Annotated in this window: 12 protein-coding genes; 7 read left to right on the top strand and 5 right to left on the bottom strand. The window is 59.2% G+C overall.

Going from position 1 to position 14,503, the window contains the following annotated elements; genetic code table 11:
- Positions 1 to 13: 13 nt before the first annotated feature.
- Positions 14 to 2,239 (bottom strand): NADP-dependent isocitrate dehydrogenase, encoded by a 2,226-nt coding sequence (locus RB216_RS17560; RefSeq protein WP_308907663.1) that lies wholly within the window; start codon positions 2,237 to 2,239, stop codon positions 14 to 16.
- A 493-nt stretch (positions 2,240 to 2,732) separates the two neighbouring features.
- On the opposite strand from RB216_RS17560, the gene icd reads away from it, so the two are divergent.
- Positions 2,733 to 3,989 (top strand): NADP-dependent isocitrate dehydrogenase, encoded by a 1,257-nt coding sequence (icd, locus tag RB216_RS17555; protein WP_068938123.1) that lies wholly within the window; start codon positions 2,733 to 2,735, stop codon positions 3,987 to 3,989.
- 76 nt (positions 3,990 to 4,065) lie between these two features.
- Here icd and cspD read toward each other — a convergent pair whose 3' ends face one another.
- Entirely contained in the window at positions 4,066 to 4,332 is a 267-nt protein-coding gene (cspD, locus tag RB216_RS17550; RefSeq protein ID WP_028616795.1) for a cold shock domain-containing protein CspD, read from the bottom strand.
- Positions 4,333 to 4,551: 219 nt separating this feature from the next.
- On the opposite strand from cspD, the gene clpS reads away from it, so the two are divergent.
- Positions 4,552 to 4,920, top strand: a complete 369-nt coding sequence (clpS, locus tag RB216_RS17545; protein ID WP_005789091.1) for an ATP-dependent Clp protease adapter ClpS — start codon at positions 4,552 to 4,554, stop codon at positions 4,918 to 4,920.
- A 29-nt stretch (positions 4,921 to 4,949) separates the two neighbouring features.
- On the top strand, positions 4,950 to 7,220 hold the full coding sequence (clpA, locus tag RB216_RS17540) for an ATP-dependent Clp protease ATP-binding subunit ClpA (protein ID WP_028616794.1): 2,271 nt from the start codon (positions 4,950 to 4,952) through the stop codon (positions 7,218 to 7,220).
- Between the two features lie 225 nt (positions 7,221 to 7,445).
- On the opposite strand, the gene infA is transcribed toward clpA, so the two are convergent.
- The 3 genes from infA to aat form a co-directional block, all read right to left on the bottom strand.
- Positions 7,446 to 7,664: a translation initiation factor IF-1 gene (gene infA / locus RB216_RS17535; RefSeq protein ID WP_002553999.1), complete on the bottom strand. Its 219-nt coding sequence runs from the start codon at positions 7,662 to 7,664 to the stop codon at positions 7,446 to 7,448.
- A gap of 100 nt (positions 7,665 to 7,764) precedes the next feature.
- A complete protein-coding gene (locus RB216_RS17530) occupies positions 7,765 to 8,472 on the bottom strand; it encodes an arginyltransferase (RefSeq protein ID WP_028616793.1) in 708 nt (235 codons plus the stop codon).
- A gap of 55 nt (positions 8,473 to 8,527) precedes the next feature.
- Positions 8,528 to 9,208, bottom strand: a complete 681-nt coding sequence (gene aat, locus RB216_RS17525; protein ID WP_028616792.1) for a leucyl/phenylalanyl-tRNA--protein transferase — start codon at positions 9,206 to 9,208, stop codon at positions 8,528 to 8,530.
- 495 nt (positions 9,209 to 9,703) lie between these two features.
- Here aat and RB216_RS17520 point away from each other — a divergent pair, with 495 nt between their 5' ends.
- From RB216_RS17520 to crcB, 4 genes are read left to right on the top strand one after another with little or no spacing between them, the layout of a single operon-like run.
- Positions 9,704 to 12,112 carry a DNA translocase FtsK gene (locus RB216_RS17520; RefSeq protein WP_028616791.1) on the top strand — a complete coding sequence of 803 codons (2,409 nt, stop codon included), beginning with the start codon at positions 9,704 to 9,706 and terminating at the stop codon, positions 12,110 to 12,112.
- A gap of 54 nt (positions 12,113 to 12,166) precedes the next feature.
- On the top strand, positions 12,167 to 12,790 hold the full coding sequence (lolA, locus tag RB216_RS17515) for an outer membrane lipoprotein periplasmic chaperone LolA (protein WP_016975527.1): 624 nt from the start codon (positions 12,167 to 12,169) through the stop codon (positions 12,788 to 12,790).
- A gap of 10 nt (positions 12,791 to 12,800) precedes the next feature.
- Positions 12,801 to 14,123, top strand: a complete 1,323-nt coding sequence (locus tag RB216_RS17510) for a replication-associated recombination protein A (RefSeq protein WP_308907662.1) — start codon at positions 12,801 to 12,803, stop codon at positions 14,121 to 14,123.
- A complete protein-coding gene (gene crcB / locus RB216_RS17505; protein ID WP_028616789.1) occupies positions 14,123 to 14,497 on the top strand; it encodes a fluoride efflux transporter CrcB in 375 nt (124 codons plus the stop codon). The genes RB216_RS17510 and crcB overlap by 1 nt, the downstream gene beginning before the upstream one ends.
- The last annotated feature ends 6 nt before the right edge of the window (positions 14,498 to 14,503 follow it).

Genomic DNA, 14,503 nt, shown 5'->3' with positions numbered 1-14,503 from the left:
CAGCCTTACAACCTTACTTCAACTTGGCAATTGCCGCATTGAGGGTGTTGCTTGGGCGCATGGCTTTGCTGGTCAGCTCCGGGTTCGCCGCGTAGTAGCCGCCGATGTCGACTGGCTTGCCCTGCACGGCGTTGAGTTCGGCAACGATGGTTGCTTCGTTCGCGGTCAGGGTCTTGGCCAGTTCGCCAAACTGCGCTTGCAGTGCAGTGTCTTCGGTCTGGGCGGCCAGGGCTTGAGCCCAGTACAGCGCCAGGTAGAAGTGGCTGCCGCGGTTGTCGATGTTGCCGACTTTGCGCGATGGCGACTTGTTGTTGTCGAGGAACTGGCCGGTGGCCTGGTCCAGGGTCTTGGACAGTACCAGGGCTTTCGGGTTGTTGTACGTCACACCCAAATGCTCAAGGGATGCGGCCAGGGCCAGGAACTCGCCCAGGGAATCCCAGCGCAGGAAGTTCTCTTCCACCAGTTGCTGCACGTGCTTCGGTGCCGAGCCGCCGGCGCCGGTTTCGAACAGGCCACCGCCGTTCATCAGCGGCACGATCGACAGCATCTTGGCGCTGGTGCCCAGTTCCATGATCGGGAACAGGTCGGTCAGGTAGTCGCGCAGTACGTTGCCGGTCACCGAGATGGTGTCCAGGCCCTTGCGGGTGCGCTCCAGGGTGAACTTCATCGCGTCGACCGGCGACATGATGCGGATGTCCAGGCCTTCGGTGTTGTGGTCTTTCAGGTAAGCCTGAACTTTCTCGACCACGACGCCGTCGTGTGCACGCTTGGGGTCCAGCCAGAAAATGGCCGGGGTGTTGCTGGCGCGGGCGCGGTTGACGGCCAGTTTGACCCAGTCCTGGATCGGCGCGTCTTTGGTCTGGCACATACGGAAGATGTCGCCGGCTTCGACTTTCTGTTCCATCAGCAGGCTGCCCTTGCTGTCGGTGACGCGGACTACGCCGTCAGCCTTGATCTGGAAGGTCTTGTCGTGGGAGCCGTACTCTTCGGCTTTCTTCGCCATCAGGCCAACGTTTGGCACGCTGCCCATGGTGGTTGGGTCGAAGGCGCCATTGGCCTTGCAGTCTTCGATGACCGCTTGGTAGATGGTGGCGTAGCAGCGATCCGGGATCACAGCCTTGGTGTCGTGCAGTTGACCGTCGGTGCCCCACATCTTGCCGGAGTCACGGATCATGGCCGGCATCGAGGCGTCGACGATCACGTCGCTTGGCACGTGCAGGTTGGTAATGCCTTTGTCGGAGTTGACCATCGCCAGGGACGGGCGAGCCGCGTATACGGCCTGGATGTCAGCTTCGATCTGCGCTTGCTGCTCGGCCGGCAGGGCCTTGATGCGAGCGTACAGTTCGCCGATGCCGTTGTTCAGGTTGAAGCCGATCTGCTCCAGCACGGTGGCGTGCTTGGTCAGGGCGTCTTTGTAGAACTCGGCAACGATCTGGCCGAACATGATCGGGTCGGAGACCTTCATCATGGTGGCTTTCAGGTGAACCGACAGCAGCACGCCTTGCTTCTTGGCGTCTTCGATTTCAGCGGCGATGAATGCGCGCAGGGCTTTCTTGCTCAGTACGGCGGTGTCGATGATTTCGCCGGCCTGTACCGAAGTCTTTTCCTTCAGGACAGTGGCGGTGCCGTCTTGGGCGATCAGCTCGATTTTGACAGCGTCAGCGGTTTCGATCTGCACGGCTTTTTCGCTGCCGTAGAAATCGCCACTGTTCATGTGGGCAATGTGCGACTTGGAGTCGGCAGCCCAGGCGCCCATCTTGTGCGGGTGCTTGCGTGCGTAGTTCTTGACCGACAGCGGCGCGCGGCGGTCGGAGTTGCCTTCGCGCAGTACCGGGTTCACGGCGCTGCCCTTGACCTTGTCGTAACGTGCACGGGTTTCTTTTTCCGCGTCGGTGGTTACGGTTTCCGGGTAGTCCGGCAGGGCGTAGCCCTGGGCCTGCAGTTCCTTGATCGCGGCTTGCAGCTGCGGGGTCGAGGCGCTGATGTTAGGCAGCTTGATGATGTTGGCTTCGGGCGTAACGGCCAGGTCGCCCAGTTCGGCGAGGTGGTCCGGGATAGCCTTGGCGCCCAGTTGCTCGGGGAAGCTTGCGAGGATGCGCGCGGCGAGGGAGATGTCGCGGGTTTCCACGGCAATATCAGCGGAAGCGGTGAAGGCCTCTACGATAGGCAGCAGTGAATAGGTGGCGAGGGCCGGGGCTTCGTCGGTGAAGGTGTAGATGATCTTCGAGCGGGTGGGCATATTCGGATTAACTCTCTTCTTTGCTGAAAGCGTGCGCAGAAACTCGAGATGCGCCGGGTGGAGCGCGTTCGTTCAAAGTCATCCATGAGCGAAATGTCGAGGTTTCTTCGCGGTGATGTTGGGTTGCATCAGTCGAGCGTCAAGCGGGTGGACTATTGTTTAGTCCGGCTTTTCTGGCGGAGGGCACTGTTATAGAGCGGTCGGCCGTCGTGACTCTTTGGTCAGCGGCGGCATTATACATAGGTCGCTATGCTTACGCCGAGCCTTCATACAAAAGGTGTGTCGTCCATTGGTCTAAAGGTCGCAGGGCCCAGGTTGCGACCAAAGTCGCACGATGTGCTCGAGATTGGCGATTTTGCCTTTGCTTTCAGGCTTGTAGGCGACAAATTATGCTGTTTTCGATGCAAATGAGCATGGCGTGAGGTTTCAGTCGCCATTTATCTGGAGTAGGCTCGAACGCAGCCAGATGTTCAATCCATAGATGGAGTTCAGCATGGGATACAAGAAGATTCAGGTTCCGGCAGTCGGCGACAAAATCACCGTCAATGCAGACCATTCTCTCAATGTTCCTGACCAACCGATCATCCCTTACATCGAAGGTGACGGTATCGGCGTCGACATCAGCCCGGTGATGATCAAGGTAGTCGATGCAGCTGTTGAAAAGGCCTACGGCGGCAAGCGCAAGATCTCCTGGATGGAGGTATATGCCGGCGAGAAAGCGACTCAAGTCTACGACCAGGACACCTGGCTGCCCCAGGAAACCCTGGATGCGGTCAAGGATTACGTGGTTTCCATCAAGGGGCCGCTGACCACCCCCGTCGGCGGCGGCATCCGTTCGTTGAACGTGGCCCTGCGTCAGCAACTCGACCTGTATGTATGCCTGCGCCCGGTGCGCTGGTTTGAAGGCGTGCCCAGTCCGGTCAAGAAGCCTGGCGACGTGGACATGACTATTTTCCGTGAAAACTCAGAAGACATTTATGCCGGCATCGAGTGGAAGGCGGGCTCACCCGAAGCGATCAAGGTGATCAAGTTCCTCAAGGAAGAAATGGGCGTCACCAAGATCCGTTTCGACCAGGATTGCGGGATTGGCGTGAAGCCGGTCTCCAAGGAAGGGACCAAGCGCCTGGCGCGTAAAGCCCTGCAATATGTAGTGGATAACGACCGCGACTCACTGACCATCGTGCACAAAGGCAACATCATGAAGTTCACCGAAGGTGCCTTCAAGGAGTGGGCCTACGAAGTGGCGGCCGAAGAATTTGGCGCCACACTGCTCGACGGCGGCCCGTGGATGCAGTTCAAGAACCCGAAGACCGGCAAGAATGTGGTGGTCAAGGACGCCATTGCCGACGCCATGCTCCAGCAGATCCTGCTGCGTCCGGCCGAGTATGATGTGATCGCGACGCTTAACCTGAATGGTGATTACCTGTCCGACGCATTGGCGGCGGAGGTGGGCGGTATCGGTATTGCGCCGGGCGCGAACCTGTCGGACACCGTGGCGATGTTCGAAGCGACCCACGGTACTGCGCCTAAATATGCGGGCAAGGATCAGGTGAATCCGGGGTCGTTGATTCTGTCAGCCGAGATGATGCTGCGGCACATGGGCTGGACCGAGGCGGCGGATTTGATCATCAAGGGCACCAATGGTGCGATTTCTGCCAAGACTGTGACTTATGACTTCGAGCGTCTGATGGACGGTGCCATCCTGGTGTCTTCGTCTGGCTTCGGTGATGCGCTGATCTCGCACATGTAAGCGAAGGGGGTAAAAAAACCGGCCATACCGTAAACGGAATGGCCGGTTTTTTATTGGGCGCCTGCTCGGTGGTCGATTAGGCTAATTGCTCTTTTGATTTTTGAGCGACGCCCTCTTTGGCTGTGCCGATGGTGACTGGCGCACTGATGTCGACTGCGTGCTTGCCTTTGGGCCCCTGAATAATGTCAAAGGAGACCGGCTGCCCCGCCTTCAGCGTTTTATAACCTTCCATTTTGATCGCTGAGTAATGCGCAAAAAGGTCTTCATCCTTGCCGTCTTCAATAATGAAGCCGTACCCTTTGGCATTGTTGAACCACTTGACCTTACCGCTTGCCATGCCCATATCCCTCTGCACCAGACTCCATCACTGGAGTATCATCCAGTTTATCCGTCCTAACCCGAATAAATAAGGTTGACTGCGCGGACCTTTTTTACCCACTGTGGGTTCTATTGGTTGTAACACCGTTTCGCCGATAGTCAAGGCGACCGATCGGTCAGTAGTTGAAATTCTGACAGGTCGCCCCCACCACTGTATTTGAACCACTGACGAACCTTTCTTTCCATGCATGCAAACAGCCAGATTCGACTAACATTCAATCAGGATCGACCGGATCAGGAACATGATGACGACGGTTCTGCAGGCATTGCTGTTCAGGAGGCCAAGCCTGCCTTACAGGCGCCGCCGATGTACAAGGTGGTTTTGTTCAATGATGACTACACACCGATGGATTTCGTGGTCGAAGTGCTCGAGGTGTTTTTTAACCTGAACCGCGAGTTGGCGACCAAGGTAATGCTGGCCGTTCACACAGAAGGACGGGCAGTATGTGGAGTGTTTACCCGCGACATCGCCGAGACAAAGGCCATGCAGGTCAACCAGTACGCCAGGGAAAGCCAGCATCCGCTACTCTGTGAAATCGAGAAGGACGGTTAACGCCGACCACTTGGGTATGAGGTGAAGCTATGTTAAACCGCGAGCTCGAAGTCACCCTCAATCTTGCCTTCAAGGAGGCTCGTTCGAAGCGTCATGAATTCATGACCGTCGAACACCTGCTGCTGGCACTTTTGGACAATGAAGCTGCCGCCACCGTTTTGCGTGCGTGCGGCGCCAACCTCGACAAACTCAAGCATGACCTGCAGGAGTTTATCGACTCCACGACGCCACTTATTCCAGTCCACGATGAAGACCGTGAAACCCAGCCAACCCTGGGCTTCCAGCGGGTGCTTCAGCGTGCCGTGTTCCATGTTCAGAGCTCCGGTAAGCGTGAGGTCACAGGCGCCAATGTGCTTGTGGCGATTTTCAGCGAACAGGAAAGCCAGGCAGTGTTCCTGCTGAAACAGCAGAGCGTTGCGCGTATCGATGTCGTCAACTACATCGCCCACGGTATCTCCAAGGTGCCTGGGCACGGCGATCATTCCGAGGGTGAGCAGGATATGCAGGACGACGAGGGCGGTGAGTCTTCTTCTTCGGGCAATCCACTGGATGCCTATGCCAGCAACCTCAACGAACTGGCGCGCCAGGGGCGGATCGATCCGCTAGTGGGGCGTGAGCTTGAAGTTGAGCGCGTAGCGCAGATCCTTGCACGTCGTCGCAAGAACAACCCGTTGCTGGTGGGTGAGGCGGGCGTGGGCAAGACCGCAATTGCCGAAGGCTTGGCCAAGCGCATCGTGGATAACCAGGTGCCTGACCTGCTGGCCAATAGCGTCGTCTACTCCTTGGACCTGGGTGCGTTGCTCGCCGGGACCAAGTACCGTGGCGATTTCGAGAAGCGCTTCAAGGCGCTCCTCGGCGAGCTGAAAAAACGCCCGCAGGCGATCCTGTTCATCGATGAAATCCACACCATCATTGGCGCCGGTGCGGCTTCCGGTGGGGTGATGGACGCCTCCAACCTGCTCAAGCCGCTGCTGTCGTCGGGGGATATCCGTTGCATCGGCTCGACCACGTTCCAGGAATTTCGCGGCATCTTCGAAAAAGACCGTGCCCTGGCGCGTCGCTTCCAGAAAGTCGACGTGTCCGAGCCTTCGGTTGAAGACACCATCGGCATCCTGCGTGGCCTCAAGGGGCGTTTCGAGGCGCACCATGGCATCGAGTACACCGATGAAGCCCTGCGTTCAGCGGCTGAGCTGGCGTCGCGCTACATCAATGACCGGCACATGCCGGACAAGGCCATCGACGTGATCGACGAGGCGGGTGCCTACCAGCGCCTGCAGCCGGTTGAGAAGCGTGTGAAGCGCATTGATGTGGCTCAGGTCGAGGACATCGTGGCGAAGATCGCGCGGATTCCGCCTAAACACGTCAACAGTTCCGATAAGGAGCTGCTGCGTAACCTGGAGCGCGACCTCAAGCTCACCGTGTTCGGCCAGGATGCGGCCATCGATGCGCTGTCCACCGCGATCAAGTTGTCGCGTGCGGGCCTCAAGTCGCCGGACAAGCCCGTTGGTTCGTTCCTGTTCGCTGGCCCGACCGGCGTCGGCAAGACCGAAGCGGCGCGGCAGTTGGCCAAGGCCATGGGCATTGAGCTGGTCCGTTTCGACATGTCCGAATACATGGAGCGTCACACCGTGTCGCGCCTGATCGGTGCGCCTCCGGGCTATGTCGGTTTCGACCAGGGCGGTCTGTTGACCGAGGCGATTACCAAGCAACCGCATTGCGTGCTGCTGCTCGATGAAATCGAGAAGGCCCACCCGGAAGTCTTTAACCTGCTGCTGCAGGTGATGGACCACGGCACCTTGACCGACAACAACGGGCGCAAGGCGGACTTCCGCAATGTGATCGTGATCATGACCACCAACGCCGGTGCCGAAACGGCCGCGCGGGCTTCGATCGGCTTCAGCCATCAGGATCACTCTTCCGATGCAATGGAAGTGATCAAGAAGAGCTTCACGCCGGAATTCCGCAACCGTCTGGACACCATTATCCAGTTTGGTCGCCTCAGCCATGAGGTCATCAAAAGCGTGGTGGACAAGTTCCTCACCGAGCTTCAGGCGCAGCTGGAAGACAAGCGCGTGCAGCTGGATGTCACGGAAGCGGCGCGCAGTTGGATCGCCGAGGGCGGCTACGATGCGGCAATGGGCGCTCGCCCAATGGCGCGTCTGATCCAGGACAAGATCAAGCGGCCATTGGCCGAAGAGATCCTGTTCGGCGAACTTTCCGACCATGGCGGCGTGGTGCACATCGACCTGAAGGATGGCGAGCTGACCTTCGAGTTCGAAACCACGGCTGAAATGGCCTGATAGCTGACCGCAACAATGCAAAAGGCGCCGAAAGGCGCCTTTTTGCTATCCCGCGAACGCCGCGCCACCTGTAGGAGTCCGGCTTGCCGGCGATGAGGCCCGCAAGATCGGCGCTTGCCTCACGGTCGCCATCGCCGGCAAGCCGGGCTCCTACAAGAGCGCGCGCATGAAAATGGCGCGCACACAAAAACGCCCGGCATAACCGGGCGTTTTGTATTGACTTGCTTAGCGAGCGCGGTAAGTGATGCGCCCTTTGCTCAAGTCATAGGGCGTCAGCTCGACGCGCACTTTGTCACCGGTAAGAATACGAATGTAGTTCTTGCGCATCTTGCCGGAGATATGCGCGGTTACGACGTGCCCATTTTCCAACTCCACACGAAACATGGTGTTGGGCAGGGTGTCGACGACAGTGCCTTCCATTTCGAAGCTGTCTTCTTTCGACATGCAGTAAAGCCCTCGGTATCCAGTGAATGGCCCGGTGCAACTGCGCCAGGCAAAAGCGGCGTGCATTGTGCCCGAAAAAGGGTGTTTAAGCCAAGGGGTTCTAGTTAAGCACGACCCATCTTTGATTAATCAGCAGTTCTATGGGCCGATATTGGGTCTTGTAGTTCATCTTTTTGCAGTTCTTGATCCAGTAGCCGAGGTACACCGCCTCCAGTTCCAGGCGCAGTGCTTCGCCGATTTGCCACAGGATTGCAAAGCGTCCCAGGCTGCGGCGCTCTTCGGCAGGCTCGTAGAAGGTGTAGACCGCCGACAGGCCGTTAGGCAGCAAATCGGTCACGGCCACTGCCACCAACCGGCCGTCGGCGCGAAACTCATAGAAGCGCGAGAAGGGCAGGTCGCGTACCAGGAACGTGGAAAACTGGTCGCGACTGGGCGGGAACATATCGCCGTCGGCGTGGCGTTCCTCGATATAGCGCTGGTAAAGGTCGAAATATTCTTCGGTGAAGCGTGGCTTGGTTGGCATCACCGTCAGGTCGGCGTTGCGCTTAAGGATGCGTTTCTGGTTGCGGTCCGGCAGAAACTGCGCCACGGGAATGCGTGCCGGGACGCAGGCATTGCAGTTCTGGCAATGAGGCCGGTACAGATGATCGCCACTGCGCCGAAAGCCCATCTCCGACAGGTCGGCATACACATGCACGTCCATAGGCTGGCTGGGGTCGAGGAACAGTGTGGTGGCCTGCTCGTCGGGCAGATAGCTGCAAGAGTGGGGTTGAGTGGCATAAAACTTCAAACGCGCCAACTCGGTCATGATCAACCCTCGGATAAGCTTTGAAATAAGTGTAAGCCAGGAGCGCGGAAGTCGCCTAGGAAACCCACGGTCCAGCGCTGCGCTGATCCAGATGGTCGCGCAGGAAACCTGCGAAGTCGCTGCGGGATATGGCGCGGGCACCCAGGCTGTGCAGGTGATCGTTGGGCATCTGGCAGTCGATCAATACAAAGCCCCATTCCTGTAGTTGGCGGGTCAGCGTGGCAAAGCCGAATTTCGAGGCGTTATCGGCACGGCTGAACATGGACTCGCCGAAAAACAGCTGGCCCATCGCCAGGCCATACAAACCACCCACCAGTTTGCCGTCGTCCCAGACCTCCACCGAATGGGCGTAGCCGCGCTGGTGCAGTTCCAGGTAAGCGCTCTGGATGCTCTCGGTGATCCAAGTGCCATCGGCATACGCGCGCGGTGCGGCGCAGGCTTGGATGACGGCGGCGAAATCCTGGTCGAAGGTCACGCTGTAGCGCTGCTGGCGCAACAATTTGCCTAGGCTGCGGGACACATGCAGCTCGTCGGGGAATATCACCGTGCGCGGGTCGGGTGACCACCAGAGGATCGGCTGGCCGTCCGAAAACCACGGAAAGCAGCCGTGGCGATAGGCTTGTACCAGGCGTTCGGCCGAAAGATCGCCACCGGCAGCCAGCAGGCCATTGGGTTCGCGCATGGCCTTGGCCAGTGGAGGGAATGTCAGTGAATCGCGTTGTAACCAGGTCAGCATGGCATCCAGGCTTACGGAAGGGGAGGGGATGGCAGGTATGACACCTGCTTGCGCAGTGCTGATTATTGTCGACATGGCGCCATCGGGCCAGCCCGAATCGGCTATTGAGGTGGATTAGCGTGAGCAGGTGTTTCTGCAACTCTGCCTCGGCGGCGTGGTCGTAATCGGGTCTGTGCCATGCAGGCCATTTGCCAAGCTTGCCTGGATTGATAAAAACAGCGCATAAGCCTTTGTCAGCAAAGACAATGCATGCTCAAATTGAACATGTTGTGACACTAAATTGGCTATGCTGCCGAGTGAAGGGCAGGGACGTGGCATCGCCGGCACAAACCCGTACAATGCGGGCATTGTGGCGCTTTCGTCATTTCATCCAGCAAGCGCCCAATGTTAAAAGTAGATTCAACGACGCACGTTCATTTTTCAGCTGCTCGGATTGGGCAGTATTTGCAGTCATTCAACAGATGGACGCGCTAAAGGCGCAGGAAAAGACCCGTTTTGAAGAAATCCGCCGCAACACCTAAAGCAGCAGTCGTGCCGGCCTGGCGCCAGCACCTGCATTATCGTCTCAAGGAAGGCGCGCTGATCGCTATCGGCGCGCTGTGCCTGTTCCTGATGATGGCCTTGCTCACGTATGGCAAGGACGATCCGGGCTGGAGCCACAACAGCAAGATCGAAGACGTGCAGAACTTCGGCGGGCCTGCCGGTTCCTACAGCGCCGATATCCTGTTCATGGTGCTGGGTTACTTCGCTTATATCTTCCCGTTGCTGCTGGCGATCAAGACCTGGCAGATCTTCCGCCAGCGTCATGAACCGTGGCAGTGGAGCGGTTGGCTATTCTCCTGGCGCCTGATTGGCCTGGTGTTTCTGGTGCTGTCCGGTGCGGCGCTGGCGCATATCCATTTTCATGCACCGACCGGCTTGCCGGCGGGCGCGGGCGGGGCGTTGGGCGAAAGCCTCGGTGACTTGGCACGCAGGACCCTGAATATCCAAGGCAGCACGCTGATGTTCATCGCGCTGTTCCTGTTCGGCCTCACCGTGTTCACCGACCTGTCGTGGTTCAAGGTAATGGACGTGACCGGCAAGATCACCCTCGACCTGCTGGAGTTGTTCCAGGGCGCCGCCAACCGCTGGTGGGCGGCACGGGTCGATCGCAAGCGCATGGTCGCCCAATTGCGCGAGGTAGATACCCGCGTCAACGAGGTGGTGGCGCCGAGTACGCCGGATCGGCGCGAGCAGGCCAAGGTCAAGGAACGCCTGATCGAACGCGAACAGGCCCTGAGCAAGCACATGTCGGACCGCGAGAAGCAGGTGCCGCCGGTGATTGCCCCGGCACCGCCCAAGGCCCCAGAGCCGAGCCATCGCGTGCAGAAAGAGAAACAGGCACCGCTGTTCGTCGACAGTGCGGTTGAAGGCACGTTGCCGCCGATCTCGATCCTCGACCCGGCCGAAAAGAAACAACTCAACTATTCCCCGGAATCCCTGGCGGCCGTCGGCCACCTGCTGGAAATCAAGCTCAAGGAATTCGGCGTCGAAGTGTCGGTGGACTCGATCCATCCCGGCCCGGTGATTACTCGTTACGAAATCCAGCCGGCCGCCGGCGTCAAGGTCAGCCGTATTTCCAATCTGGCGAAAGACTTGGCGCGTTCCCTGGCCGTAACCAGCGTACGTGTTGTGGAAGTCATCCCCGGCAAGACCACCGTAGGTATCGAGATTCCCAACGAAGACCGCCAGATCGTGCGCTTCTCCGAGGTGCTGTCGACGCCGGAATACGACAACTTCAAATCGCCGGTCACCCTGGCGCTGGGCCACGACATCGGCGGCAAGCCGGTGATCACCGACCTGGCGAAGATGCCTCACCTGCTGGTGGCCGGTACCACCGGTTCCGGTAAGTCGGTGGGGGTGAACGCGATGATCCTGTCGATCCTGTTCAAGTCGGGCCCGGAAGACGCCAAGCTGATCATGATCGACCCGAAGATGTTGGAGCTGTCGATCTACGAAGGCATTCCGCACCTGCTGTGCCCAGTGGTCACCGACATGAAGGACGCCGCCAACGCCCTGCGCTGGAGCGTCGCCGAGATGGAGCGCCGCTACAAATTGATGGCGAAGATGGGCGTGCGTAACCTGTCGGGCTTCAACGCCAAGATCAAGGAAGCCCAAGAGCGCGGCGAGACCATCGATGACCCGTTGTACAAGCGCGAAAGCATCCATGACGAAGCGCCGAAACTGACCAAGCTACCGACCATCGTGGTGGTGGTCGACGAATTCGCCGACATGATGATGATCGTCGGCAAGAAGGTCGAAGAACTGATCGCACGTATCGCCCAGAAGGCCCGTGCCGCCGGTATCCACTTGATCCTCGCCACCCAGCGTCCTTCGGTGGACGTGATCACGGGCTTGATCAAGGCCAACATTCCTACGCGAATGGCGTTCCAGGTATCGAGCAAGATCGACTCGCGGACCATCATCGACCAGGGTGGCGCCGAACAACTGCTCGGCCACGGTGACATGCTCTACATGCCGCCGGGCACCAGCCTGCCGATCCGGGTCCACGGTGCCTTCGTTTCCGACGATGAAGTACACCGCGTGGTGGAAGCCTGGAAACTGCGCGGCGCACCGGAATACAACGACGACATCCTCAACGGCGTCGAAGAAGCCGGCAGCGGCTTTGAAAATGGCGGCGGCGGTGGTGACGATGATGCTGAAACCGACGCGCTGTACGACGAGGCCGTGGCCTTCGTACTGGAAAGCCGTCGCGCTTCGATTTCCGCGGTGCAACGTAAATTGAAAATCGGCTACAACCGCGCCGCCCGCATGATCGAAGCCATGGAAATGGCCGGTGTCGTCACTGCAATGAACACCAACGGCTCGCGCGAAGTCATTGCCCCCGGGCAGATGCGCGACTGATCCCGTGCCGCGTGGCAGCACGCGGCACGCCCTGAACACTCAATGAGGACTCCCATGCGCCTTATCCGCATGCTGTTGTTGCCGGCACTGGCCCTGACTGCTGTTTCGGCCCACGCTGACCCGGCTTCCGTGGCCAGCCTGAAGAACCTGTTGGACAAATCCCAGACCCTGACTGCGCGCTTCTCCCAACTGACCCTGGATGCCGGCGGCACCCAGTTGCAGGAAACCGCAGGCGAAATGGCCGTGCAGCGTCCTGGCCTGTTCTACTGGCACACCGAAGGCAAGGCTGAGCAGACCATCGTGTCTGATGGCCAGAAGGTCACCCTGTGGGACCCGGACCTGGAACAAGCCACCATCAAGAAGCTTGACCCGCGCCTGAACCAGACTCCGGCGCTGCTGCTGTCGGGTGATGTGTCGAAGATCAATGACAGCTTCGACATCACCTCCAAGCAAACCAGCAACGTGATCGAGTTCACCCTCAAGCCGAAATCCAAGGACACGCTGTTTGACACATTGTCCCTGTCGTTCGGCAATGGCGTGATCAACAACATGCGCCTGGTCGACAGTGTTGGCCAACGCACCGATATCCTGTTCTCCGGAGTCAAGGCCAACCAGCCGGTGCCTGCGTCCAAGTTCAAGTTCGACATCCCCAAGGGTGCCGATGTGATCCAGGAATAACACGCTGCCCATGGACCTGTTTCGAAGTGACCCGATTGCCCAGCCCCTGGCCGCGCGCTTGCGTTCGACCAACCTGGATGAGTACGTCGGTCAGGAACACTTGCTCGCTCGCGGCAAGCCTTTGCGCGAAGCCCTGGAGCAGGGTGCGCTGCACTCGATGATTTTCTGGGGGCCGCCGGGGGTGGGCAAGACTACCTTGGCGCGGCTGCTGGCGAAGGTCTCGGATGCGCACTTCGAAACGGTCTCGGCGGTATTGGCGGGGGTCAAGGAGATCCGCCAGGCGGTGGAAGTCGCCAAGCAGCAGGCCGGGCAGTACGGTAAGCGCACCATCCTGTTTGTCGACGAAGTGCATCGTTTCAACAAGTCACAACAGGATGCGTTTCTACCCTATGTGGAAGATGGAACGCTGATTTTTATCGGTGCCACCACGGAAAACCCTTCGTTTGAATTGAACAACGCCTTGCTGTCGCGTGCGCGGGTCTATGTGCTGAAAAGCCTGGACGAAGCGGCGATGCAGAAGTTGCTGCACCGTGCCCTGAATGAAGACAAAGGGCTGGGCAAGCGGCAACTGAGTGTGAGCGAAGAGGGCTTCAAGATTCTGCTTACCGCCGCCGATGGCGATGGGCGCCGCTTTCTCAACTTAGTAGAGAACGCCTCCGACCTGGCCGAAGACGGCAGCGAGATTGGCGTCGACCTCCTGCAAAGCCTGCTCGGCGACACGCGCCGGCGCTTCGACAAGGGCGGCGAAGCCTTCTACGACCAGATATCGGCGCTGCACAAATCCGTGCGCGGCTCCAACCCGGACGGCGCGCTGTACTGGTTCGCGCGCATGATCGACGGCGGCTGCGACCCGCTTTACCTCGCACGCCGCGTCGTGCGTATGGCCAGCGAAGACATCGGCAACGCCGACCCGCGCGCATTGAGCCTGTGCCTCGCCGCCTGGGACGTGCAGGAGCGCCTCGGCAGCCCGGAAGGTGAGCTGGCGGTGGCCCAGGCCATCACCTACCTGGCCTGCGCGCCGAAGAGCAACGCGGTGTACATGGGCTTCAAGTCCGCCCTGCGCGCCGCCGCCGAATACGGCTCCCTCGAAGTGCCGATGCACCTGCGCAACGCGCCGACCAAGCTGATGAAACAGTTGGGCTACGGTGATGAATACCGCTACGCCCACGATGAACCGGATGCCTATGCGGCCGGTGAAGACTACTTTCCCGATGACCTTGAGCCACTCCCGCTCTATCAGCCGGTGCCCCGTGGCCTGGAGCTGAAGATCGGCGAAAAGCTCAATCACCTCGCCCAACTCGATCGACTCAGCCCCAGACAGCGGAGAAAGTAGTGCTCAAGACGATTCTTGCCGTGTCCGCAGCCGGCATCGCTGGTACATTATTGCGTTTCGCCGCTGGTACATGGGTCAGCGCCAATTGGCCGAAGCATTTTTATGCGGCGACCCTGGCGGTCAACTTGGTCGGCTGCCTGATCATCGGGCTGTTGTACGGCTGGTTCCTGTTGCGCCCGGAAGTACCGATTGAAATTCGCGCCGGCTTGATTGTCGGCTTTGTAGGCGGTCTGACGACCTTTTCATCCTTTTCACTGGATACGCTGCGCCTGCTGGAAAGCGGGCAGGCCCTGATAGCCTTCGGGTACTTGGGCATCAGCGTGTTCGGCGGGCTGCTCGCCACCTGGGCTGGCCTGTCCTTGACCAAACTTTGATAAACG

Source organism: Pseudomonas canadensis, assembly GCF_030980095.1.
GTDB classification, from domain to species: Bacteria; Pseudomonadota; Gammaproteobacteria; order Pseudomonadales; family Pseudomonadaceae; genus Aquipseudomonas; species Aquipseudomonas canadensis.
This window is presented reverse-complemented; position numbering and strand designations above follow the sequence as displayed.

What these genes read in the sequence shown, in the direction of transcription:
- RB216_RS17560 (WP_308907663.1), bottom strand. Translation starts at nt 2,239, where the DNA reads ATGCCCACCCGCTCGAAGATCATCTACACCTTCACCGACGAAGCCCCG.
- icd (WP_068938123.1), top strand. Translation starts at nt 2,733, where the DNA reads ATGGGATACAAGAAGATTCAGGTTCCGGCAGTCGGCGACAAAATCACC.
- cspD (WP_028616795.1), bottom strand. Translation starts at nt 4,332, where the DNA reads ATGGGCATGGCAAGCGGTAAGGTCAAGTGGTTCAACAATGCCAAAGGG.
- clpS (WP_005789091.1), top strand. Translation starts at nt 4,552, where the DNA reads ATGCATGCAAACAGCCAGATTCGACTAACATTCAATCAGGATCGACCG.
- clpA (WP_028616794.1), top strand. Translation starts at nt 4,950, where the DNA reads ATGTTAAACCGCGAGCTCGAAGTCACCCTCAATCTTGCCTTCAAGGAG.
- infA (WP_002553999.1), bottom strand. Translation starts at nt 7,664, where the DNA reads ATGTCGAAAGAAGACAGCTTCGAAATGGAAGGCACTGTCGTCGACACC.
- RB216_RS17530 (WP_028616793.1), bottom strand. Translation starts at nt 8,472, where the DNA reads ATGACCGAGTTGGCGCGTTTGAAGTTTTATGCCACTCAACCCCACTCT.
- aat (WP_028616792.1), bottom strand. Translation starts at nt 9,208, where the DNA reads ATGCTGACCTGGTTACAACGCGATTCACTGACATTCCCTCCACTGGCC.
- lolA (WP_016975527.1), top strand. Translation starts at nt 12,167, where the DNA reads ATGCGCCTTATCCGCATGCTGTTGTTGCCGGCACTGGCCCTGACTGCT.
- RB216_RS17510 (WP_308907662.1), top strand. Translation starts at nt 12,801, where the DNA reads ATGGACCTGTTTCGAAGTGACCCGATTGCCCAGCCCCTGGCCGCGCGC.